The following is a 24066-nucleotide window of genomic DNA, read 5'->3' as shown; positions in this document are numbered from 1 at the left end:
GTGTCATCCGGCATGGGGCGCCCATGTATCGCCCCGTGACCGGAAACGCCTGCCTGGGACCGCCACGAAACCATCGGCACGATCGGCTATTACCCGATCGACCCGCATGCGGGCGGAAAAACGGAACCGCGTGAGCAATACGCTCAGTCGATCTTGATCGGCTCGTGCAGGCCCGGCAGCTGACAGGCGACGCCGCGTTCGGCCAGCACGTCCTGCATGGCGCGCATGCCGCGGTCGTATTCGCCGTGCACCAGGAACACCTTGCGCCGTGGTGCATCGCCCAGCCAGGCCAGCAGCGAGGGCCGGTCGGCGTGGGCGGAGAAGCCGTTGATCGTCCACACCTGCGCGCGCACCGGGATCTCGTCGTTGAACACGCGCACGCTGGCGGCGCCGTCGATGATCCGCCGCGCCAGCGTGCCTTCGGCGGCGTAACCGACAAACACCACGCTGCTGCGTTCGCGCCAAAGGTTGTGCTTGAGGTGGTGGCGCACGCGGCCGCCGTTGCACATGCCCGAGCCGGCCAGGATGATCGCGCCGCCGTCGATGTTGTTGATCGCCATCGACTCGGCCGTGTCGCGGGTGAAATGCAGGCCGGGCATGGCGAACGGGTCGCCGTGCCGCAGTTCGTCCAGGAAGCGTTCGTCGAAGCACTCGGGGTGGCGGCGGAAGATCTCGGTGGCGGAGATCGCCATCGGCGAATCCAGGAACACGCGCACGTGCGCCGGGATCGCACCGTCACGCAGTCCGCGGTGCAGGTAGTAGAGCAGTTCCTGCGTGCGCTCCAGCGCGAACGTGGGGATCACCACGTTGCCGCGGCGGTTCACCGTGTCGCGGATCGCCTGGTACATCTCGTCGATCGAATCCGGCACCGAGCGGTGCGGGCGGTCGCCGTAGGTGCTTTCCATCACCACGTAGTCGGCGGGTGGCGCGGGTGTCGGGTCACGCAGCAGTGGTCGGCCGGGGTTGCCGAGGTCACCGGAAAACAGCATGCGGCGTTGCAGCTTGCCGTCGTCGAGCTCCAGCAGGATCGAGGCCGAGCCGAGGATGTGGCCGGCGTCGAGAAAACGTGCGGTGACGCCTTCGACCACCGGCACGGTTTCGTCATAGCCGACATCCGGGCCGAAGAAATCCAGCGCGTGCAGCGCGTCATCCAGCGTGTACAGCGGCGGCGCCAGCTCCTCGCTGCGGCGGTTGCGGCGTTGCGCGCGGCGCGCTTCCTCCTCCTGCAGGCCGGCCGAATCGAGCATCACCACCCGCGCCAGTTCGCGGGTGGCGGCGGTGGTGATGATGCGGCCGCGAAAACCCTGGCGCACCAACAGCGGAATCCGTCCGCAATGGTCGAGGTGGGCGTGGGTCAGCAGCAACACGTCGATGCCGGCCGGGTCGAAGCCGAACGGCTCGGCATTGGCCCGTTCCACCTCCTCGCTGCCCTGGAACATGCCACAGTCGATCAGCACGCGGCGGTCGTTGCAGGTGACGAGATGGCAGGAGCCGGTTACCTGTTTGGCCGCACCGTGGCAGCTGTAGATGATCATAATCGGCGACACTCCGGACGACAGTTGTTGGACGGGATGCAACGACACTGTGGCAGGGCGGGGCACGGGGCGGCTTGACTGGCGTCAGATACAGGGCTCGCTGCGATCTTTCGGCGGGGCTTGTCGACGCCGGAATAGTCTGGCAAACCAACCACAATCACTCTTTGCTGGGACAACGGGGCATGATCGCAGTGCCATTTCATCAGAACGCGAAGGCCGTTCGTGGCTTCGTCGTGTTCTCGCGCGTGGTGGCGGTGTTGATCGGCACGGTCGCGCTGGTGGTGCTGACAGGTTGGTGCCTGGGCGTGCCGCTGCTGACCACGCTGGTGCCGGGACAACATGCCATGAAGGCGAACGCGGCGATTGCGTTCGCGCTTTCCGGGCTGGCCCTTTTCCTGACCCAGGATTTCGTGCCCCCGCGGTGGCGTCCTGGTCCGTGGCTGTCGATCGTGGTGGCGGGCATCGGCGCGGTGACGCTGGGCGAGCACCTGTGGTCGCTGGATCCGGGTTTCGACCATTTGTTCGACGACCCCGTGGCCCGGGCCGCCGGCTGGCCGCCGGGACGCATGGCGGCACCCGCGGCGTTCGCGCTGACCTTGCTGGGCGTACTGGGTTTGCTGGTGTCCACGCGGCGCTACCTGGTGCTGCGCGAGACCATCGCGATGGTATTGCTGGCCATCGTGGTGAGCGGCCTGGCCTCGTATGCGGTTGCCCTGGCCAGCAAGATCGGCGGGCCGTTCGCGCAGGTGCCCTTGCCGACCTTGCTCATGCTGCTGCTGGCGGTACTGGGCTGGCTTTCCTCATCGCCCACCACCGGACTCACACGGGTGGCCACGGCGGATACGTTCGGTGGCGCGCTGGCGCGCCGGCTGCTGCTGCCGTCGTTGCTGCTGCCGGTGATCTTTGTTTTCGTGCTGGAGCTGCTGCAATCGCTGCTGGGCCTGCCCGAGACACTGGCGTTCGCCTTTGTGGCGCTGGGCAGTGGCGGCGCCCTGGCCGGTCTGGTGTGGTGGGTGGCCAGCCTGCTGGACAAGCTGGAGCGCCAGCGGATGGAGTCGGCGCTGCTGCGCAATGATGCCGACACCGATGTGCTGACCGGGTTGGCCAACCGGCGCGCGTTCGATGGCGCACTGGCCAGCCTGCTGCACGGGCAGCGCGAACGCGACAACACGTTCGCGCTGCTGATGCTCGATCTGGACCGGTTCAAGTCTTACAACGATGACTACGGTCACCTGGCGGGCGACCAGGTATTGCGCATCACCGGCCAGCTGTTGCGTGCCTCGCTGCGACCGTCGGATCGGGCCGCGCGCTATGGCGGCGAGGAGTTCGCGTTGCTGTTGCCCGAGGCCGATGCGGCCGGCGCGCGCGAAGCGGCCGAGCGCATCCTGCACGCGTTCCGCGACTTCGCCTGGCCGCAGCGCGCGGTCACCGTCAGCATCGGCGTGGCACAGGCCGCCCGCGGTGACACCGCCGCGGATCTGATCCAGCGTGCGGACAAGGCGCTGTACGCGGCCAAGGACGCGGGCCGCAACCAGGCGGTGGTGGCCGTGCCTTAAGACCCACATAAGCCTTCGCGGTTGCAATGTCCCCCAAGGCAAATCCCTGCCGATACCGGAGACGCACCATGAAGCGCATCGTCATCGCACCGTTGTTCCTTGCCGCCGCCGTTCTGTCGGCGTCTGCCTTCGCCGCACCGCAATGCACCAGCGCGCCGCGCGCGCAGTGGCTGACCGAAGCGGCGATGAAGCAGAAGGTGCTCGACCAGGGCTACACCATCAAGGTGTTCCAGGTCTCGGGCAACTGCTACGAGATCTACGGCAAGGACAAGGCCGGCAAGAACGTGGAGATCTACTTCGACCCCACCGACGGCCGCATCGTCAAGAAGAAGGGCGGTTGATCGTCACCTGACTCTCAGCGAGGACAAGCCATGAACGCGATGGTCAAGGTGTGGGACCCGCTGGTCCGCCTGTTCCACTGGTCGCTGGCGGGCTTGTTCCTCGCCAACTTTTTCACCGAGGAGGGCGAGCCGGTTCACCGCGGTTTCGGTTACGCCATCCTGATCCTGATCGCCGTCCGTGTCGTGTGGGGCTGGATCGGCACGCGGCACGCGCGCTTCGCCGACTGGGTGCCCGGCCCGCGCCGGGTGCGTGACTACCTGCGCGAGCGCCTGGCCGGGCGCTCGCGGCGGCAACTCGGGCACAACCCGGCGGCGGCCGTGATGATCCTGGCGCTGCTGGTCGGTGTGTTGCTGGTGGGCGTCACCGGCTGGCTGCAGACCACCGACCGGTTCTTCGGCGAGGGCTGGCTGGAGGAGCTGCACGAAACGCTGGCCTACGGCGTGCTGGGGCTGGTGGTGCTGCATGTGCTGGCCGCCGTGGGCGAGAGCGTGCATTACGGCGAGAACCTGGTCGGGGCGATGATCCACGGCCGCAAGCGGGCGCTGGGGCAGGATGCCGCAGCCAGCGAAAAAACGGCGCCAATTGCTGCAAATCAAGTGAGCGGCCCGATCGCGCGACAAGAATGAGGCCATGCGCATCCTGCTCGCCGAAGACAACCGTGCACTGGGGCAGGCGCTGGCCGACGGCCTGCGCCAGCTCGGCTATGCCGTGGACTGGATCACCGACGGCAACCAGGCCGCCGCGGCGCTGGCCGACACGACGTATGCCGCCGCCGTGCTGGACTGGAACCTGCCGCGCAGCAGCGGCCCGTCGATCATCGCCGGCATGCGCCGTCGCCAGGACGCCACCCCGGTACTGCTGCTGACCGCCCGCGACGAACTGGCCGATCGCGTCGCCGGGCTGGATGCCGGCGCCGACGACTACGTGGTCAAGCCAGTGCATCTGGACGAACTCGCTGCCCGCCTGCGCGCGCTGTTGCGCCGCGCCGACGGCCAGGTGGAGCCGGCGATCCGCCTGGGTGCACTCGAAGTCACCCCGGCCGCACGCAGCGCCACCCTGGCCGACGCGCCGCTGGAGCTGACCGCGCGCGAATACGCGTTGCTGGAAACCCTGGTGCGCCATCCCGGTCGCGCCTACTCGCGTGACCAGCTGGAGGAAGCGTTGTACGGCTGGGATCAGGAAGTGGCCAGCAACGCGGTGGAAGTGCACGTCCATCACCTGCGCCACAAGCTGGGGCCGGGCTGGATCCGCACCTTGCGCGGCATCGGCTATGCGATCAATCGCCCCGACGGATCGCCCGCGTGATCCGCCCCTCGCTGAACCGCCGACTGGTGCTGCGGCTGGTGGCCGGCATCGTGCTGGTGTGGTGCGCCGCCGCCGGCTGGCTGGCCTGGCGCAGCCTGCACGAGGTCGACGAAATCTTCGACCAGATGCTGGTGCGCACCGCCGCCAGCGTATTCGCGGTGATGCCGGACGAGGCATCGCGCGCGGGTGCGGTACGCCTGCCGGATGGCCGGTTGGTCGAGTCGGACAAGACCGCCGGGCGGCCGGCCATCGTGCTGCGTGATGCGCGCGGCGAGCTGCTGGTGGAGAGTGCCGAACTGCCGCCGCTGCGCTTCGATCCGGATGAGGCGCATTTCCATTCGATCGTGCGCGACGACCGGCGCTGGCGCGTATTCCAGCGTTGGGATGCGCAGCATCGCTACTGGATCCAGGTTGGCGCGCCATTGGACGAGCGCGACGAGTTGATGCGCAAACTGCTGGCGCCGGCCTTGCTGGCCCTGCTGGCGCTGCTGGTGCTGGTGCCGCCGACGGTGTTCGCCGGTTTGCGCAGCGGCCTCAAACCGCTGCGCCGGCTGACGCGCAACCTCGCCGTCGGCACCGATCCCGCCGCCGCCTCGCTCACCGACGCGCAGGTGCCGATCGAACTGGCGCCGTTCACCGAAGCGATCGACAAACTGGTCGATCGCCTGCGGCTGAGCCTGGAACACGAGCGCCGCTTCACCGCCGATGCCGCGCACGAATTGCGCCACCCGCTGGCGGCGCTGAGACTGGAGCTGGATCTGGCCGGCCACGGTGATGATGCGCCCGCTCGCGCGCTGCACCTGCATCGCGCGCAGCAGGCGCTGGACCGCATGCAGCGGCTGGTGACGCAACTGCTGATGCTGGCGCGGGTGGAGAAGCTGGTCGAGCTGGACGACGCCGGTTCGTTGCGATTGGTCGGTGTGGCCGAAGCAGCCCTGCGCGACGCCAGCGAGCGCGCGGCGGCGCGCTCCATCGAACTGTCGCTGGATCACGACGGCAACGACTTCGTGCTGGGCAGCCGCGGCCTGCTCGGCATCCTGGTGCAGAACCTGGTCGACAATGCCGTGCGCCATGCACCCGAACACGGCCAGGTGAACGTGCGCGTCGGTGGCAACGGCGAGCGGGTGGCGCTGGAGGTGAACGACAACGGCGGCGGCTTCGCGGTCGATACCGCGCGGCTGGGCGAACGCTTCCATCGACCCGAGGGCAGCGTGGGTGAAGGCAGCGGTCTGGGCCTGTCCATCGCCCAGGCGATCGCCCGCCTGCATCACGGCGAGCTGAGCTTCGGTCGCTCCACGCTGGGCGGCGCGCAGGTCAGCCTGAGCCTGCCGCGCGTCGCCGGCCAGGCGCCGCACGTACCTGGTTATGTTTGAGCTATCGGCCCTGCATCGGGCGTCCACGGAGAATCACGTGACTGAAACCACCCGCAAACTCAGTTTCCATGTCGTGGCGCACCGCACGGATGCCCACGGCAGCATCGCCCGCTGCAAGAGCGCCGAACTGTCGCTGGATACCGACCTGGCCGGTCGCGTCGATGCGTTCAACCCCGCCGAACTGCTGCTGGCCGCCGTGTCGGCCTGCATCATCAAGGGCATCGAGCGGGTCACGCCAATGTTGAAGTTTCGGTTGCGTGGCGTGCAGGTGCGCATCCATGGCGTGCGCCAGGACGTGCCGCCCCGGCTGGAATCGATCGACTACGAAATCCTGGTGGACAGCGACGAGAGCGAGCAGCGCCTGGCCCTGCTGCACGACAACGTGCGCAAGTACGGCACGGTGTTCAATACCGTGGCGCCAGGCACCCGGCTTTCCGGGGTGTTGCGGCGCCAGACGGAGGAGAGCTGACGCTTTCACGTCACAGTGGATCTTCGCGTGATGTCGACGGGGCGTGGCACCATGCAACAGGTCCATCGGGAGAAACTGCCGTGCCTGTTATCCGGGCGTTGCCCTTCATCGTCGTGCTGATGCTGGCATTCGGCGTGGTGCGGCCCGCGCACGCGGACCCCGTGCCGCCGCCCGATCCGGTGGCCGAGCTGATCCGCGAACACGTCGAGCCGGCCCTCAACGGACCCGGGGCCGGGATGGACAAGGCGCTGGCAACGTTCTATGCGCAAGCGCAATTTGCGCCCGCATGGACACGGCCGGCCGATGTCGACCAGTTGCTGGCGGCCTTGCGTGGCGTGGCCGCCGATGGGTTGAACCCGGACGACTATGCGGTGGACGCGCTGTCGCGTGGCCGCGCGCTGCTGGCCGACCCGCACGCCACCGCGTTGCAACGCGCGCAATTCGACCTGCTCGCCACCGACGCCTGCCTTGCCGCGCTGACCCATCTGTACCGCGGCAAGGTCGATCCGGCCTCGCTGGATACGCACTGGAATTTCGACGCGCGACAACCGGTAGCGGGGCGCGGCGTGCAGAGTGTGCGCGACGCGCTGGCGCAGGGCCGCATCGGCGAGTTGTTTGCGCAGGCGCGACCGCAGAATGCGTTGTACGCCAGGCTGCGCGACGCCTTGGCACGGTGGCGGCAGATAGCGGCGCAGGGCGACTGGGAGCCGATCGCCGGCGGCCCCACGCTGGAGCCGGATGCGCCCGACCCGCGCGTGCCGGCATTGCGGCTTCGGCTGCAGCGGCTCGGCTACGACGTCGGCGCCGCCACCACGGATGCTCCGGAACGTTACGACCCGGCGTTGCAGCAGGCGCTCAGGCAATTCCAGCGCGAGCAATACCTCACCGACGATGGCCGGGTCGGGGCGGCCACGCTGGTCGTGTTGAACGTGGCGCCGGCGGTGCGTGTCGATCAGCTGCGGGTGAACCTGGAGCGTGCGCGCTGGTTGCTGCACCAGCTGCACGGCAACTTCGTGATGGTGGATATCGCCGGCTACGGCGTCACCTATTACAAGGATGCCAAGCCGATCTGGCGCGCGCGCGTACAGGTGGGCAAGCCGTACCGCAGCACGCCGGTGTTCAAATCACAGATCACCTACCTCACGCTCAACCCGACCTGGACGGTGCCGCCCACCATCCTGAAAAACGACATCCTGCCCAAGGTCCGCAAGAACCTCGGCTACCTCGCCGCCAACCGCATCCGCGTGCTGGACGGCCAGGGCCGCGAGCTGTCGCCGGGCAGCGTGAACTGGGCCAACCCGCGCGGCATCGTGCTGCGCCAGGACGCCGGGCCGGGCAACTCACTCGGCCGGCTGGTGATCCGCTTTCCCAACGACTACGCGATCTACCTGCACGACACGCCGCACCAGGAGCTGTTCGCCAACCCGCAACGCGCCAACAGCTCCGGCTGCATCCGGGTGGAGCGTCCGCGCGAGCTGGCCGAGTTGCTGCTGGACGACCCCGCGCAATGGAATCGGGCGGCGATCGACGCCGCCATCGACAGCGGCAAGACGCGGGCCGTGACCTTGCGCCAGCCGGTGCCGGTGTTGCTGGCGTACTGGACGGTCGACCTGCGCGATGACGACAGGATCGGTTTCCGGCCCGACATCTACCGGCGCGATGCGCCCGTGCTTGCCGCGCTGGATCATGCGCGGAAGTCGCCGTGGCAGGCCTTCGCCGCTCCACCGATGGCCGCGCCCGGGCACGAGTAACGGAAGGCGCTACGGCTCCTTCAGCCACGCCATGGCCTGGTCGCGCTCGTCGTAATCGAACTTGCGCACCTTGGCCAGCATCAACGGGTCGAGCACATGGTCGGCGATCGATCCCAGCGGGCTGCTGGTGACCACGGCCAGCCTTTCGATCCGGTCGTGCACGCTGCTGACGAACTTCAGGTGCGCAAACAGCGCACCCATGCTGCGCCAGCCGGGAAACCGCCGGCTGTGGATCATGATGCCGCGCAACCGTTCGTGGTCTTCCAGGTAGTGGCCGATCGCCTTGCCCACCGCCTCGAAATCGTCTTCGCTCAGCGCCTTGTCGGCAGCCGGCTCGAGTACCAGGATGCCGGTGTCCGCATCGAGCGCGATGCCGATGCGGGCGCGCCCGCTTTCGCAGACCCAGTCCCTGGCCTCATCGTAATCGTCGCTGTCGAAGTGGCGCAGTTCGCCCGGCGAAAACACGCTGAACAGCTTGACCGCGTTCTCCATCCAGCCGATGTCGGTGACGATCGCCAGGCGCGCCCAGTGCCCGATCCGGCCCAGGCCCAGCCGCAGGTCCTGCCACACCGCGCCGGCCTCCATGCCTTTCCATTCGCCGTCGATGCAGCACAGGAAGTCGAGTTTTCGATGTTTTTCCAGCCGCTCGTTGACCAGCGGGATGAGCTGTTTCTCGTAGTCGTCCGCGCGCAGCTTGTCGGTGATGCGGATGCCGATGACGTGGTCCGGAAGTCCATCGATCAGGGTCAACATGGTGCTTGCTCCCGTTGCGGTGCGGATGGGTACGAGTTGCGCCGGAGTGTACCGCCCGGCCTGTCGGGCGGATGCGAAGAATCCGCTGTCGTCGGCGACTTCACCAGGTGGCAAACATCACCACGGCCGCCGTGGCCATTACCCCGGTGGCCAGCCAGCCGAAAATCTTCAGCGGCCAGGGCAGGGTGAATTTGCCCATGACCTTGCGGCGTGAACCCATCAGCATCATCACGATCATCAGCGGCACGGCAGTCACGCCATTGATCACCGCGCTCCAGTACAACGCCTTGATCGGATCGAGCGGGGTCAGGTTCAGCGCGATGCCGGCGAGGCTGGCGACGATCAGCACGGTGTAGAAAAACCGTGCGTTCTGCGGCTTGTATTCCAGTCCGCTGCGCTGGCCGAAGGCGCCGGCGGCGGCATAGGCGGTGGCGCCGGCCAGCACGGGTACGGCGAGGAGTCCGGTGCCGATGATCCCGGCGGCAAACAGCGCGAAGGCCAGGTCGCCCGCCAGTGGTCGCAATGCCTCGGCCGCCTGGGCGGACGTCTGGATGTCGACCTTGCCGTGCGCGTGCAATACGACCGCGGCGGTGAGGATGATGAAGAAGGCGATCAGGTTGGAGAAGATCATGCCGACCGTGGTGTCGATGCCGATCCGGCGCAAGGCGCTGCGTGCTTGTTTGGGTGCGCGGCGCAAGGGTTTGCGGCGCTTGCTGGATGTCATTTCCTCTACTTCCTGTGCCGCCTGCCAGCAGAACAGGTAAGGGCTGATGGTGGTGCCGAGCAGGGCGACCAGGCCGACCGCATATTGCGCATCCCAGCGGATGGGCGGCAACACCAGGCTCTTCAGCACGGCCAGCCACGGCACGTCGATCACCATCACGGTGGCCACGTAGGCAAACAGGCTGAGGGTGAGCAGTTTCAGGAACGGCGCGTAGCGAGTGAACGGTATGAACACCTGCAGCACCAGCGACAACAACGCGAAACCCGCCGCGTAGACCAGCGCCGGTCCGCCGATCAGCAGTTGCAGCGCGGCGCCCATCGCACCGATGTCGGCCGCCAGGTTGATCACGTTGGCGACCACCAGCGAGGCCGTCAGCGCGTAGACCAACCGGTGCGGATAATACTTGCGCATGCCGTCCATCAGGCCGTGGCCGGTGACGCGGCCGATGCCGGCGCTGACCGCCTGGATCGCGATCATCAACGGCATGGTCACCGCGATGCACCACAGCATGCCGTAGCCGAACGCGGCGCCCACTTGTGAGTAGGTGGCGATCCCGCTGGGGTCGTCGTCCGCCGCGCCGGTGACCAGGCCCGCGCTCAGATTGGCCCACACCGGCTTCTCGGCGCCGCCGTCCTCGGTGTTGCTGCGTGGGGTCATGGGTGCTTCCGGTGGCCGGTTCGAAGATGCGGATGATGGAACGCGATGTGCTCGCGGTTGGTCGGCTGCGACAACATGCTGCGTCGAATTTCACTGCCTGCGATGTACATACTGCGCTGAAGCAGGCGGCCGCCTGCGAGGATGGAGCGACGACGATGATCGACCTTCCGGACCACTCACCGCTTGACTCCGATCAGTTGCAGGCCGTCGACGCCTGGTGGCGCGCCGCGAACTACCTGGCGGTGGGCCAGATCTACCTGCGTGCGAACCCACTGCTGCGCGAGCCGCTGGCGCTGGACCACGTCAAACGCATGCTGCTCGGCCATTGGGGCACCACGCCCGGGCAGAACTTCATCTACGCGCACCTCAATCGGGCGATCCGGCAGCACGACCTGGACATGCTGTACATCTCCGGCCCGGGCCACGGCGGGCCAGCCGTGGTGGCCAACGCCTGGCTGGACGGCACCTACAGCGAGGTCTATCCCGAGGTCAGCCAGGATGAAGCCGGGCTGCAGCGGCTGTTCAAGCAATTCTCGTTTCCCGGCGGCATCCCCAGCCACGCCTCGCCGGAATGCCCCGGCTCCATGCACGAAGGCGGCGAGCTGGGCTACTCGCTCAGCCACGCTTTTGGCGCCGTGTTCGACAACCCGCAACTGATCGTCGCCTGCGTCGTGGGCGATGGCGAGGCGGAGACCGGGCCGCTGGCCACCGCGTGGCATTCGAACAAGTTCCTGGACCCGGTGGGCGACGGCGCGGTGCTGCCGATCCTGCACCTCAACGGCTACAAGATCGCCAACCCCGCCGTGCTGGCGCGCATCGGCCGCGAGGAGCTGGAGCAGCTGCTGCGCGGCTACGGCTGGACGCCGTATTTCGTGGTCGGCAGCGATCCCGTCGCCATGCACCAGGCGATGGCCGCGGCGCTGGATGCGGCGGTGGCGCAGATCGGCCAGATCCAGCGCGACGCGCGTACCGGCGGCATCACCGCGCGGCCGCGGTGGCCGATGATCGTGCTCGGTTCGCCCAAGGGCTGGACCGGCCCGGCGATGGTGGATGGACGGCCAAACGAAGGTACCTTCCGCTCGCACCAGGTGCCGTTGTCGGTGTCACCGTCCAGCCCGCCAGAGCACCTGGCGCAACTGGAGGCGTGGTTGCGCAGCTATCGCCCGCAGGAGCTGTTCGACGAGCACGGCCGCTTCCGCGCCGAATGGGCCGCGCTGGCGCCCACCGGCGCCAGGCGCATGAGCGCGAACCCGCACAGCAACGGCGGCCTGTTGCTGCGTGACCTGCGCCTGCCGGACTTCCGCGATTACGCCGTCGACGTCGCCGCACCCGGCGTGCCGGGAATCGGCGACACGCGCGTGCTGGGGCCGTTCCTGCGCGACGTGGTGCGGCTGAACGACGCGCAGCGCAACTTCCGCGTGTTCGGTCCGGACGAGACCGTGTCCAACGGCCTGGGCGCGCTGTTCGAAGCGACCGGGCGACAGTGGCAGGCGGCAACCCTGCCGAACGACGAGTTCCTCGCGCCGCGCGGGCGCGTGGTGGAGATGCTCAGCGAGCACCAGTGCGAGGGCTGGCTGGAAGGCTATCTGCTGACCGGGCGGCACGGCGTGTTCAACTGCTACGAGGCGTTCATCCACATCGTCGACGCGATGTTCAACCAGCACGCGAAGTGGCTGAAGATGACTGCGGCGATTCCGTGGCGGCGCAAGATTGCGTCGCTGAACTATCTGCTGGCGTCGCACGTGTGGCGGCAGGATCACAACGGCTTCACCCACCAGGACCCGGGCTTCATCGACCATGTGGTCAACAAGAAGGCCAGCATCGTGCGGGTGTACCTGCCGCCGGATGCGAACTGCCTGCTGTCGGTGATGGATCACTGCCTGCGCAGCCGCCATTACGTCAACGTGGTGGTGGCCGGCAAGCATCCCGCGCCGCAGTGGCTGGCGATGGATGCGGCGGCCAGCCATTGCGCCCAGGGCATCGGGCTGTGGCCGTGGGCGAGCAGCGACGCGCACGGCGAGCCCGACGTGGTGATGGCCTGCGCCGGCGACGTGCCGACGCTGGAGACACTGGCCGCGGTGTCGATCCTGCGCCGCTACCTGCCGGCGCTGAACGTTCGCGTGGTCAACGTGGTCGACCTGATGAAATTGCAGGCGCCCAGCGAGCATCCGCACGGCCTGGACGATGACGATTTCGACCAGTTGTTCACCCGCGACAAGCCGGTGATCTTCGCCTACCACGGCTATCCCAGCCTGATCCATCGCCTCACCTACCGCCGCGCCAACCACGACAACCTGCACGTGCACGGCTACAAGGAGGAAGGCACCATCACCACCGCGTTCGACATGACCGTGCTCAACGAGCTGGACCGTTTCCACCTGGTGATCGACGTGATCAACCGCGTGCCGCAGGCGGGCGAGCCGGGCATCCGGCTGAAGCAGAAGCTGTTGGACAAGCTGGTCGAGCACAAGCGCTACATCGAGGAGAACGGCCAGGACCTGCCCGAGATCCGCGACTGGACGTGGAGCGCGGAGGATGCGGGCACGCTGGCGTAGCCGCCGCGGTGTGCGGAAAGCTTGCTTCAGTGGTGAATGATGGCGGTGGCAGCGGTTGCCGCCACCCATTCCTCGTTGGTCGGTTCCACCACCACGCGTACCTTGCTCGACGCACTGGAGATGACCGGCGCGTGGGCCGCATTCGCTGACGGGTCCAGCTCGACGCCGAGAAAGCCCAGCCCGGCGCAGATGCGTTCGCGGATTGCCGCGTTGTGCTCGCCGATACCCGCGGTGAAGGCGAGCATGTCCAGGCCATTCAGCGCCGCCACCAGCGCGCCGATCTCGCGCACCGCGCTGCGCACGTACAGCGCCAGTGCTTCACGCGCGTGTTCTTCGTCTTCATGTTGCAGCAGTACGCGCGGATCGGACGAGATCCCGGAAACGCCGAGCAGGCCGGACTCGTGGTACAGCATCCGCGCCACCTGCTCCAGCGACAGCTTGCGCATCTCCATCAGGTGGATCACCGCGCCCGGGTCCAGTGCGCCGCAGCGCGTGCCCATCATCAGGCCGTCCAGCGCCGAGAAGCCCATGGTGGTGGCCACGCTTTGCAGCCCGTGCATGGCGCACAGGCTGGCGCCGCTGCCCAGGTGCGCCACGAGGGTGCGGCCGCGCGCGCCGTCGCCGTAACGTTCGCCCAGCACCTGCGCCAGGTAGGCGTAGGACAGGCCATGGAAACCGTAGCGGCGCAGCCCCTGGTCCCATGCCCAACGCGGCAGCGGCAGCATCTTCTCGACCGTGGGCATGCTCTGGTGGAAGGCGGTATCGAAGCAGGCCACCTGCGGCAACCCGGGCAATTCGCTCAGCAGCGCGTCGATCGCCTCCAGCGCGAACGGCTGGTGCAGCGGCGCCAGCGGGATATAGCTTTTCAGGTCGGCCAGCACGGTGGCGTCCACCCGCACCGGCGCGAAATACTTGCTGCCGCCGTGCACCACGCGATGGGCGATCGCCACCACCTGGCGGCCGTCGAGACGGTCCCGGATGCGCTGGCGCAGGAAGGCCAGCGCGGCGAAATACGGACGCTCCCGATCCAGCGTCAATGATTCTTGGGCGCTGCCGTCGGCGCTGAACTCCGGCGCATCGCCGCTGATGCCCTCGATGCGGCCGCTCCAGGCGGGCGTGCGCGACAGCGGCGCGTCGGCGGCGTCGAACAGCGCGAACTTGATGCTGGACGAACCGCAGTTCAGCACCAGGATCAGTTGGCGGCCGGCGGCGTGGGTCATGGCGGGCAATCCCGGTAGTGGTGGGCGATCAGCACGGCCAGCGCGCACGAGGCGATGCGCGATTCGCGCGGGTCGGCGCGGCTGGTCAGCACGATCGGCACGCGCGCGCCCAGCACCACCGCCGCGCTGGCCGCGCCGCCCAGGTATTCCAGTTGCTTGGCCAGCATGTTGCCGCTTTCCAGGTCGGGCACCAGCAGGATGTCGGCGCGGCCGGCCACGTCCGACACGATGCCCTTGATCTTCGCCGCGGCGGCGGAGATCGCGTTGTCGAAGGCCAGCGGACCGTCCAGCACGGCGCCGGTGATCTGGCCGCGGTCGGCCATCTTGCACAGGGCGGCGGCATCCAGCGTGGCCTGCATGCGCGGGTTGACCGTCTCCACCGCGGCCAGGATCGCCACCCGCGGCTGGGCCACGCCGACGATGTGCGCCAGCTCGATCGCGTTGCGCACGATGTCGGCCTTTTCCTCCAGCGTCGGCGCGATATTGATGGCGCCGTCGGTGATGATGAACGGGCGCGGATACGCCGGCGTCTGCATCAGGTAGCAATGCGAGATGCGCCGCGACGTGCGCAGCCCGGCGCTGGCGCTCACCACCGCGGCCATCAGTTCGTCGGTGTGCAGGCTGCCCTTCATCAGTGCGTCGACGTGGCCGCCGGCCGCCAGCTCCACCGCCCTGGCGGCGGCCGCGTGGCTGTGCGGCACGTCCTCGATGCGGATGCCGGTCAGGTCGAGCGCGGCCTCCCGCGCGACGCCTTCCAGCTTGCTGCGCGGCGCGACCAGCACCGGTTCGATCAGGCCTTCCCGCGACGCATCCAGCGCGGCGCCGAGGCTGGTGGCGTCGCAGGGATGGACCACGGCCACGCGGATCGGCGCCCAGCGCCGCGCACGCTCCAGCAGCGACTGCCCGTCACTGTCGAGCACGCGCGTTTCGGGCAACTGGCGGGGCGCCTGCACGATCCGCTGCGCGGGCGCCTGCACCTCGATCGTGCCCTCCATCACCAGCGCGCCGTGCTGGTTGATGCAGCGGCAATCGAAACGCAGCCTTCGGTTGACGGCATCGCGGGCGGTCACCTGCACGCTGGCGGCCAGCGTGTCGCCGATCGCCACCGGCGCCAGGAAGCGCAGCGATTGCTCGATGCACACCGAACCCGGGCCGGGCAGCCGGGTGTCCAGCACCGCGTGGAGCAGCGCCGTGCCCCAGCCGCCATGGCCGAGTCCCGGCGCCGGGTCGCCGAGGGCGGTTCCGCCGTACAGCGCCCCCAGCACCTGCGCATCCTCGGCGCGCAAGCGCCGCGTGATCGTGGCGCTGTCGCCGACGCTGATCTCGTCGAACAGGTGATTGCACGCGGCCGCGGGATCGGCCTCGGATGTCGCGGCGGGCGCTGCGGCCGGCGTCTTGTCCATGGATGGCTTCCGGTAACGACGGGACCCGATGATCATCCCATGCGGGCCGATGAGCTGCGGTGCCGGGTCAGCCGGGCGCCGTCGCGCGGGCACGGCGGCGTGTCAGGCGCCGCAGCAGTTCCAGCCAGATCAGCGTGGCCAGCAGCATGGCGCCGGCGGCGAGCAGGAGGGTGGCGTCGGGCGGCGCCATGCCCATCACGCCGCGGAAGAACGGCACCACGGCCACCAGTGCCAGCATCAACGCCACGCCGCCGAACATGCGCGGCAGCCAGGGATTCTTCGCCGCGCCGCGGGACAGCGCGGGGCGCGACAGGTCGCGGTTGGCCAGGGTGAGCAGGAACAGGCCGACCACCAGCGCCACGAACACCGCGCCGCGGCCGACGGCGGCGTCCAGCCCCTGGCCCAGCATGACGCCGTAGCCCAGCAGCAACAGGGCGGCGACGCCCAGCCCCTGGATTACCGCCAGGCGCAGGTTGGCGGGGGCGAACGGGGAGTCGGCAAGCGCGCGCGGCGGTCGCTGCATCAGGTCGTCGGCGGCCGGCTCGGCTTCGAACACCACCGAGCAGGCCGGATCGATCAGCAGTTCCATCAGCACGATGTGCACCGGCATCAGCAGCACCGGCCAGTGCAGCAGGGCCGGTACCAGCGCCAGCGCGATGATCGGCATGTGCACGGCGAACACGAAACGGGTGGCCTTGGTGATGTTGTCGTAGATGCGCCGGCCCTGGGCGATGGCGGTGACGATGCTGGCGAAGCTGTCGTCCAGCAGCACCAGCGCGGCGGCCTCGCGCGCCACGTCGGTGCCGCGCTCGCCCATCGCGATGCCGACGTCGGCGGCCTTCAGCGCGGGCGCGTCGTTGACGCCGTCGCCGGTCATCGCCACCACGTCGCCGCCTTCGCGCAGCAATTGCACCAGGCGCAGTTTCTGCTCGGGCTTGAGCCGTGCACACAGGTCGACGTGATGCAGGCGTTCGCGCAACGCGGCGTCGTCCAGCGCGGCCATTTCCGCACCGGTGATGACTTCGGCGCGCTCACTCAGTCCGACCTCGCGGGCAATCGCGCGCGCGGTGGCCGGGTGGTCGCCGGTCATCATGATGATGCGGATGCCGGCGCTGCGGCATTCGGCGATTGCCGCCGGCACTTCCGGGCGCGGCGGGTCGACGAAGCCGAGCAGGCCGAGGAAGCGGAAATCGAAATCGTGCTGGCTGCGCGGCCACGCGTCGCCCTGCCATTCGCCGCGCGCCACGCCGAGCACGCGCAGGCCGCGCTCGGCCATCGTCTCGACCTGGCGCAGGATCGCAGACGTCGCGTCCGCATCCAGGTGACACAGGTCGATCACCGCTTCGGGCGCACCCTTGGTGGCCAGCAGATGCGCATCGTGCGCGTCGCCGCGGAACACGTGGGTCATCGCCAGAATTTCGGGCGACAGCGCGTATTCGAGTTCCGGCGCCCACTCGGCGTGCACGTGCTCGGTGTTGGTGAGCCAGCGCAGGCCGAATTGCTGGATCGCTTTTTCCATCGGATCGAACGGGTCGGCCGGCGTGGCCAGCATGGCGAACTCGACCAGGGCGTGAAACGGCTCGGGCAACTCGGTGGCGCCGGCGTCGCGGAAGCTGTCGCCGCTCAGGTCCAGCTCGGCCACCTGCATGCGGTTCTGGGTCAGCGTGCCGGTCTTGTCCACAGCCAGCACCGAGATCGCGCCCAGCGCTTCCACTGCCGGCACGCGCCGGGTCAGCACCTTGTGTTTCGAGATCCGCCAAGCGCCCAGCGCGAGGAACACGGTGAGGATCACCGGGATTTCTTCCGGCAGGATCGCCATGGTCAGCGCGATGCCGGCCAGCACGCTCTGCAGCAGGCCGTGACCGTCCCACAACCAGCCGAGCAGCGTATACGCCGTGGCCAGCAGCAGGCCGCCGACGGTGAGGTTGCGGATCAGTCGGCGCGACGCACGCTGCAGGCCGGACACCGGTTCGGCTGTATCGACCAGCGCCTGGCCGATGCGGCCGACCGCGGTAGCGCCGGCGATGGCGCGGACCTCGGCGACGCCCACGCCCTTGGTCGCCACGGTGCTGGCAAACAGCTGGCCGGTGTCTTCGCCGGGAAGTTTGGTGGCCGGCACCGCCTCGCCGGTGAGCAGCGATTCGTTGACGTCCAGATGGCCGTCCAGCAACACCGCATCGGCGGCGATGCGGTCGCCTTCATGCAGCACCAGCAAGTCGCCAACCACCACTTCGCGACCGGGAATGCGCACTTCTTCGCTACCGCGAATCACCAGCGCGCGCGGCGCGGACAGCTCGCGCAGCGATTCCAGCGCGCGCTGGGTCTTGCGCTCCTGCGCCAGCGTGATGCCGATGACGACGAACACGAACGACAGCAGGAACGCCGCCTCGGCCCGATCGCCCAGCGCCAGATACAGGCCGCCGGCGACCAGCAGCATCAGGAACATCGGCTCGGTCAGCACGCCGCCGACGATCGCGAGCATGCCGCGGGGCGCGTTGCCCGGCAGCAGGTTCGGACCGTGCGCGGCCAGCCGGCGCGCTGCCTCGGCCGGGTCGAGGCCGGGGCGGGCGGGCGCTGCTCCTTTCTCGTTCATGCCGCGGTCTGCGGGCCGTTGCTCAGCGGCAAACCAGCACTGGCACGTCGCCGTTGAGGATTACCTTGTGCGTCTCGCTGCCCAGCAGCAGCCGGTCGAAGCCGCGCCAGCCGTGCGAGGCCATCACGATCAGGTCGCAGTGCTGCTTGCGCGCCATTTCCACGATGGCGGAGTAGGGGCGTGCGTCGGTCTGGTAGCTGCTGTCGCAGTGGACGCCGGCGGCTTCGGCGCGCCGGTGCACCTCGGCCAGGTAGCGTTCGGCGGCGGCGCTGGCCTCAATGGTGTACTCGGGATCGACCTGGATGAATTCCACCGCGTAGGCGGAGGCGGGCAACGGGGCGATCACATGGAATGCGTACACGCTGGCGCCGACTTTGGCGGCCAGCCCCACGCCGAGGTCGACGGCGCGCAGCGACAGCTCGGAACCGTCGATGGGTAGCAGGATGCGCTTGAACATGGCGAACTCCTCTATGTCGGGGCAAATCAGTGGCAGGTGTAGCCACCATCGATGACCAGCTCGCTGCCGGTCACGAATTTGGATTCGTCGGAGGCGAGATAGACCACGCCCCAGGCGATGTCGTCCGCGTCGCCCATATGGCCCAGCGGATGCAGGGCGCCGACTTCGTGGCGATGCTGCACGGGGTCGCCGCCCATTGAGGCGATGTGCTGTTCCACCATCGGCGTCCAGATGAAACCGGGGTGGATGGAATTGACGCGGATCCTGTCGGCCGCGTACAGCATGGCGTCGGTCTTGCTCATCAGCCGCACCGCACCCTTGGACGCGTGGTAGGGCGGCGAATCCGCCGCGCCGACCAGTCCGTAGATCGACGACAGGTTGATGATGCTGCCGCCACCGGCCGCGCGCAGCGGCGCGATCGCGTGTTTGGTGGCGAAGAAAACACCCTTCACGTTGATCGCCTGCACGCGGTCCCATTCGGCTTCGGTAAGTTCGTGCGTGGGCTTGTTCGCCCCGGCAATACCGGCGTTGTTGACCAGCACGTCCAGACGTCCAAACGCCTCCACCGTGCCGGCGATCGCCGCGGCCACCTGGGCCTCGCTGGATACGTCGGCGTGGAAATAGCGCGCGTTGCCGCCGTGCTGCGCGGCCAGCGCCTGCCCTGCGTCGTCGTGCAGGTCGACGATGGCCACTTTCGCGCCGGCCTCGATCATCCGTGTCACGCATGCCGCGCCGATGCCCAATGCGCCGCCTGTCACCAGCGCCACCTTGCCGCTCAGTCTGCCCATGGTCGTGTCTCCATGTGGATGTCAGGTACAGCCTGAGCCCGATCGCGCGGGTGGGTGTTGATCGTGGTCAACCTTCCGCCCTGCGCCGGCGCGGCAAAAGCGCGCGGTGCGCGCGCTGATACAGGTCAATGTCGTGGCGTACGTCGATCTGCCACTATGTGGAAATCATTCTCATTCGAGATGGCTCATGGCCGAATCACGCACTTCCAGCGTCAAGCCGGCGACGTTCGCCGAACTGCCCGCCCTGCTCGCCTCGGCGCCGCACCGTTTGCTGTTCCTGGCCGGCGCTATCGCGGTGCTGCTGAGCATGGCGTGGTGGGCGGTGGAGCTGACCTGGATGCGCTTCGGCCTGGGCGGGTGGCCGCAGCCATCGATTCCGCCGGGCTGGGCGCATGCGATGGTGATCCAGTACGGGTTGTTTCCGCTGTTCATGTTCGGCTTTCTGCTGACGGTGTTTCCGCGCTGGATGAACCTGCCGGCGCTGTCGCGGCGTCACTATGTGCCGGTGGCGGCGAGCGTGTTCGGCGGCTACGTGCTGGCGAATGTCGGTCTGGTGGGCATGCCGTGGCTGGTCAAGGCCGGCTTCATCGTGATGCTGGCCGGTTACCTGATCGGCACCACCATTCTCGGCCGGGTGCTGCTGGCGGCCGGCAACCGCATCGATCACGCAAAGTCGTGCCTGCTGGCGCTGGCGCTCGGTTGCGTGGGCCTGGTGGCGTTCCTGGTGTACCTGTTCGGTGGCCCGGAGACCTGTGCGCTGCTGGCGATACACATCGGCACGTTCGGGCTGCTGCTGCCGATCTTCTTCACCGTGACGCATCGCATGCTGCCGTTCTTCAGCGGCAACGTGGTGAAGGACTATCACGTGGTACGCCCGCGCTGGAGCCTGCCGGTGGTGTGGGTGCTGCTGCTGGGGCACCTGCTGATGGAGTGGCGCGGGCTGCTGGCCTGGCGCTGGGTGGTCGACGTGCCGCTGGCGCTGGTGTTTGCGTGGCATGCGGTGGCGTGGCAGCCGTGGAAGGCGATGCGCCCCGGCATCCTGGCGGTGCTGCACCTGGCGTTCGCCTGGCTGCCGATCGCCTTCGTGCTGTATGCGGTGCAGGACGTGATCTATGCCACGCGCGGCGAGCTGTTGTTCATGCGCGCGCCGTTGCACGCGCTGGCCATCGGTTATTTCGGCTCGATGCTGGTGGCGATGGTGACGCGCGTGACGATGGGCCACTCCGGCCGGCCATTGCAGATGGGCAAGATCGCGTGGCTGTGTTTCGCGTTGTTGCAGATCGTGGCGCTGCTGCGTATCCGCGCCGAGCTGGGCGGTGATGTGTACCTGTGGCTGGTGATCGCCGCCTACGGTTGGCTGGTGGCATTTCTGCCGTGGGTGCTGCGCTCGGCATGGATCTACCTGACCCCGCGCCGCGACGGCAAACCGGGGTGAGCAGGGCGCTGTGGCAGCTTGACGCAGAAGAGGGTTTCGACGGCGGAAGTTGACCCGCGTCAATTGGGACAAACAGCGATCACCTAGTCTGGCGCCGAACTCCACAGAGAGAAGCGCCATGACACGTAAGTTGTCACTCATCCTCGCTGCAGCCGGCCTGATGGCCCTTGCAGCCTGCTCCGAAAAGCCCGCAAGTGGCGGCGCCGGTGAAGTCCCGTTCGGCAGTGCCGCGGCGGCGGCCATCACCCCGCCGGAAAGCTTCGGCCCGCCGCAGGGCGAGCCGATCCACGCCGTACTCACCAGCCCGCCACACGTCCCGCCACCGGTCAATCGCAACTACCCCGCGAAAGTCATCGTGGAGCTGGAAGTGATCGAAAAGGAGATGCCCATCTCCGAAGGCGTCAGCTACACCTACTGGACGTTCGGCGGCACCGTGCCGGGCAGCTTCATCCGCGTGCGCCAGGGCGACACGGTGGAGTTCCACCTGAAGAACGCGCCCGACAGCAAGATGCCGCACAACATCGACCTGCACGGCGTCACCGGCCCCGGTGGCGGCGCGGCGTCCAGCTTCACGGCACCCGGGCATGCGTCGCAGTTCACCTTCAAGGCGCTCAACGCCGGCATCTACGTCTACCACTGCGCCACCGCGCCGGTGGGCATGCACATCGCCAACGGCATGTACGGCCTGATCCTGGTCGAGCCACCGGAGGGCTTGCCCAAGGTCGATCACGAGTACTACGTGATGCAGGGCGATTTCTACACCACCGGCAAGTACCGCGAGAAGGGTCACCAGCCGTTCGACATGGACAAGGCCATCGACGAGCACCCGACCTACGTGCTGTTCAACGGCCACGAAGGCGCGCTCACCGGTGACAACGCGCTCACCGCCAAGACCAACGAAACGGTGCGCCTGTTCGTGGGCAACGGCGGCCCCAACCTGATCTCCAGCTTCCATGTGATCGGCGAGATCTTCGATCGTGTGCAGCAGGAGGGCGGCACGCATCCGCAGTCGAACGTGCAGACCACGCTGATCCCGTCCGGCGGCGCCGCCATCGTCGAGTTCCACACCGATGTGCCGGGCAGCTACGTGCTGGTGGACCACTCGATCTTCCGCGCCTTCAACAAGGGTGCGCTGGGCATCCTCAAGGTGGATGGGCCGGAAAACAAGGCGATCTACTCGGGCAAGGAGGTGGATTCGGTCTACCTGGGCGACCGCGCCGAACCCAACCTCCAGGCGGTGAGCGCGGCGGCCAAGGCACACGCCGCCGGCACGCTGACCAAGGAGGAGCAGGTCAAGGCCGGCCAGCAGCTGTTCACCGGCACCTGCTCGGTCTGCCACCAGGCGGACGGCAAGGGCATGACCAACGTGTTCCCGCCGCTGGCCAAGTCGGATTACCTGGTCAAGCAGGATCGCGAGCACCTGATCTCGATCCCGCTGCACGGCCTGCACGGCAAGATCACCGTCAACGGCGTGGATTACGACTCGGTGATGCCGCCGATGAGCCAGCTCAACGACGATGAAGTGGCCAACATCCTCACCTACGTGCTGAACAGCTGGGACAACGCCGGCGGCCAGATCACCAAGGAAGAGGTGGCCAAGGTCCGCGCGCAGCCGGCACCCGCCGCGGCACCGGAGCACTGAGAAGTGATTTTTTCAACTTCTCAGTCGCGGCCAAGGATGGCCGGGCGCGGATCGGTCACGCAGGTGACTGATCCGCGTGAGCGAGTCCGGGCGTGTACCGGACTCGCGATAGAAGAAAACCACAGGAAGTGGTTTTCTTCACAGACCCTGAGGATGCGCGCCTGGCAGCTGTCGATGCTGATGCTGGGCGCGCTGCTGGCCGGCCCGGTGGTGGCGGCGGAATACGCCCCACTGCCGGGTGGCACGTTCACCAGCGTGCTGCCCGCCGACGGCAAGGCCGCGCCGGCGAAGATCGCGCCGTTCCGCCTGCGTACCGAGCCGGTGACCAACGCCGAGTTCCTGGCCTTCGTGAAAGCCCACCCGCAATGGCGGCGTGACCAGGTGGCCCCGGTCTTCGCCGACCGCCGCTATCTCACCCACTGGGCCGCGCCCGATGCACTGGGCGATGCCCTGCCGCAACAGCCGGTGACGCGGGTGAGCTGGTTTGCCGCCCAGGCCTATTGCGAAAGCGAACACGCCCGCCTGCCCAACTGGTACGAATGGGAATACGCCGCCGCGGCCGATGCCCGGCGCGCCGACGCCCGCAGCGATCCGGCCTGGCGCGAACGCGTACTGCAGTGGTACAGCCGCCCCTCCAGCCAGGCGTTGCCCACCGTGGGCGGCGCGGCCGACGTGCACGGCGTGCGCGATCTCAACGGCGTGGTGTGGGAGTGGGTGGACGACTTCAACGCCTTGCTGGTGGGCAGCGACAGCCGCGACCAGGACGGCGCCGACAAGATGAAGTTCTGCGGCGCCGGCGCCGTAAGCATGCAGGAAAAAGAGAACTACGCCACCTTGATGCGCATCGCCATGCTGAGCGCGCTGAAGGCGGTGGACACCACCAACAACATGGGCTTCCGCTGTGCGAAGCCCGACTGAGGTCTTTCCATGAAACGCCTTGCCCCTTGGTTGCTCCTGACGCTGCTGCTGGCCGGCCAGGCCTCCGCCGCCACGCCGTTGCCGCCCGATTCGGTCTACCAGTTCAACGTCGCCCTCACCGACCAGGACGGCCACGCGCAACCGCTGGCCGCGCGTCGCGGGCAGGTGCAACTGGTCAGCATGATCTACACCTCCTGCGCCATGGTCTGCCCGATGATCGTGGACACCATGAAGCTCACCCGCAAGGCCGTGGCCGAGCCCGGCCGCGACAAGCTGGCCCTGCTGGCGGTGAGCTTCGACCCCGCACGCGACAGCGTGGCCGCGCTGCGCCACTACGCCGCCACGCGCAAGCTCGACATGCGCTACTGGACCCTGGCCCGCACTGAACTCAAAGACGCCCGCCCGCTGGCGGCGCTGTTCGGCCTGCAATACCGCCAGCTCCCCGATGGCGATTTCAACCACAGCAGCGAACTGATCCTGCTCGACACCGACGGCCGCATCGCCGCCCGCACCAGCGTCATCGGTCGCGTCGATCCCGCCTTCGTGGCCGCAGTGGACAAGGCGCTTGCGCCACATTGAAAACGTGATCG

General features: G+C 68.1%; 20 protein-coding genes. 12 read left to right on the top strand and 8 right to left on the bottom strand.

Annotated features, from left to right (window positions below):
- Positions 1–143 precede the first annotated feature (143 nt).
- Positions 144–1535: an MBL fold metallo-hydrolase gene (locus ASD68_RS08665; RefSeq protein WP_056605771.1), complete on the bottom strand. Its 1392-nt coding sequence runs from the start codon at positions 1533–1535 to the stop codon at positions 144–146.
- A 182-nt stretch (positions 1536–1717) separates the two neighbouring features.
- On the opposite strand from ASD68_RS08665, the gene ASD68_RS08660 reads away from it, so the two are divergent.
- The 7 genes from ASD68_RS08660 to ASD68_RS08630 all read left to right on the top strand — a co-directional run bounded on the left by ASD68_RS08660 (position 1718) and on the right by ASD68_RS08630 (position 8331).
- Complete coding sequence (locus ASD68_RS08660) at positions 1718–3091, top strand: GGDEF domain-containing protein (protein WP_056605768.1); 1374 nt, start codon at positions 1718–1720, stop codon at positions 3089–3091.
- Positions 3092–3159: 68 nt separating this feature from the next.
- Complete coding sequence (locus ASD68_RS08655) at positions 3160–3432, top strand: PepSY domain-containing protein (protein ID WP_056081726.1); 273 nt, start codon at positions 3160–3162, stop codon at positions 3430–3432.
- Positions 3433–3462: 30 nt separating this feature from the next.
- Entirely contained in the window at positions 3463–4059 is a 597-nt protein-coding gene (locus ASD68_RS08650; protein ID WP_056605762.1) for a cytochrome b/b6 domain-containing protein, read from the top strand.
- A 4-nt stretch (positions 4060–4063) separates the two neighbouring features.
- Positions 4064–4738: a response regulator transcription factor gene (locus ASD68_RS08645; protein WP_056605758.1), complete on the top strand. Its 675-nt coding sequence runs from the start codon at positions 4064–4066 to the stop codon at positions 4736–4738.
- A complete protein-coding gene (locus ASD68_RS08640) occupies positions 4735–6111 on the top strand; it encodes an ATP-binding protein (RefSeq protein ID WP_056605753.1) in 1377 nt (458 codons plus the stop codon). The genes ASD68_RS08645 and ASD68_RS08640 overlap by 4 nt, the downstream gene beginning before the upstream one ends.
- A gap of 37 nt (positions 6112–6148) precedes the next feature.
- Entirely contained in the window at positions 6149–6580 is a 432-nt protein-coding gene (locus tag ASD68_RS08635) for an OsmC family protein (RefSeq protein ID WP_056605750.1), read from the top strand.
- 80 nt (positions 6581–6660) lie between these two features.
- Positions 6661–8331 carry a L,D-transpeptidase family protein gene (locus ASD68_RS08630; protein ID WP_343123440.1) on the top strand — a complete coding sequence of 557 codons (1671 nt, stop codon included), beginning with the start codon at positions 6661–6663 and terminating at the stop codon, positions 8329–8331.
- Between the two features lie 9 nt (positions 8332–8340).
- Here the strand turns inward: ASD68_RS08630 and ASD68_RS08625 are convergent, their stop codons facing one another.
- Together ASD68_RS08625 and ASD68_RS08620 are read right to left on the bottom strand one after the other, a co-directional pair.
- On the bottom strand, positions 8341–9084 hold the full coding sequence (locus tag ASD68_RS08625) for an STAS/SEC14 domain-containing protein (protein ID WP_056605747.1): 744 nt from the start codon (positions 9082–9084) through the stop codon (positions 8341–8343).
- A 100-nt stretch (positions 9085–9184) separates the two neighbouring features.
- Entirely contained in the window at positions 9185–10465 is a 1281-nt protein-coding gene (locus tag ASD68_RS08620) for a divalent metal cation transporter (RefSeq protein WP_056605744.1), read from the bottom strand.
- Positions 10466–10620: 155 nt separating this feature from the next.
- On the opposite strand from ASD68_RS08620, the gene ASD68_RS08615 reads away from it, so the two are divergent.
- Positions 10621–13020: a phosphoketolase family protein gene (locus tag ASD68_RS08615; RefSeq protein ID WP_056607420.1), complete on the top strand. Its 2400-nt coding sequence runs from the start codon at positions 10621–10623 to the stop codon at positions 13018–13020.
- Between the two features lie 26 nt (positions 13021–13046).
- Here ASD68_RS08615 and ASD68_RS08610 read toward each other — a convergent pair whose 3' ends face one another.
- From ASD68_RS08610 to ASD68_RS08590, 5 genes are all read right to left on the bottom strand, one after another.
- Positions 13047–14240, bottom strand: coding sequence for an acetate/propionate family kinase (locus ASD68_RS08610; RefSeq protein WP_056605740.1), 1194 nt, complete (start codon positions 14238–14240; stop codon positions 13047–13049).
- The gene (locus ASD68_RS08605) at positions 14237–15643 is read right to left on the bottom strand and encodes a bifunctional enoyl-CoA hydratase/phosphate acetyltransferase (RefSeq protein ID WP_082546010.1); all 1407 of its coding nucleotides are present in this window, start codon (positions 15641–15643) and stop codon (positions 14237–14239) included. Before ASD68_RS08605 ends, ASD68_RS08610 begins: the two co-directional genes overlap by 4 nt.
- 67 nt (positions 15644–15710) lie before the next feature.
- Complete coding sequence (locus tag ASD68_RS08600; RefSeq protein ID WP_056605738.1) at positions 15711–18236, bottom strand: cation-translocating P-type ATPase; 2526 nt, start codon at positions 18234–18236, stop codon at positions 15711–15713.
- 22 nt (positions 18237–18258) lie between these two features.
- Positions 18259–18693, bottom strand: a complete 435-nt coding sequence (locus ASD68_RS08595) for a universal stress protein (protein WP_056605735.1) — start codon at positions 18691–18693, stop codon at positions 18259–18261.
- Positions 18694–18719: 26 nt separating this feature from the next.
- Entirely contained in the window at positions 18720–19481 is a 762-nt protein-coding gene (locus ASD68_RS08590; RefSeq protein ID WP_056081699.1) for a glucose 1-dehydrogenase, read from the bottom strand.
- Positions 19482–19668: 187 nt separating this feature from the next.
- Between ASD68_RS08590 and ASD68_RS08585 the strand changes: the two genes are divergently transcribed.
- From ASD68_RS08585 to ASD68_RS08570, 4 genes are all read left to right on the top strand, one after another.
- The gene (locus ASD68_RS08585; protein ID WP_056605730.1) at positions 19669–20916 is read left to right on the top strand and encodes an NnrS family protein; all 1248 of its coding nucleotides are present in this window, start codon (positions 19669–19671) and stop codon (positions 20914–20916) included.
- A gap of 118 nt (positions 20917–21034) precedes the next feature.
- Positions 21035–22558 (top strand): copper-containing nitrite reductase, encoded by a 1524-nt coding sequence (nirK, locus tag ASD68_RS08580; RefSeq protein ID WP_056081694.1) that lies wholly within the window; start codon positions 21035–21037, stop codon positions 22556–22558.
- Between the two features lie 153 nt (positions 22559–22711).
- On the top strand, positions 22712–23476 hold the full coding sequence (locus ASD68_RS08575; protein WP_056605728.1) for a formylglycine-generating enzyme family protein: 765 nt from the start codon (positions 22712–22714) through the stop codon (positions 23474–23476).
- A 9-nt stretch (positions 23477–23485) separates the two neighbouring features.
- Positions 23486–24055 (top strand): SCO family protein, encoded by a 570-nt coding sequence (locus tag ASD68_RS08570; RefSeq protein WP_056605722.1) that lies wholly within the window; start codon positions 23486–23488, stop codon positions 24053–24055.
- Positions 24056–24066 lie beyond the last annotated feature (11 nt).

Source organism: Rhodanobacter sp. Root627, from assembly GCF_001427835.1.
GTDB classification, from domain to species: domain Bacteria; phylum Pseudomonadota; class Gammaproteobacteria; order Xanthomonadales; family Rhodanobacteraceae; genus Rhodanobacter; species Rhodanobacter ginsenosidimutans.
This window is presented reverse-complemented; position numbering and strand designations above follow the sequence as displayed.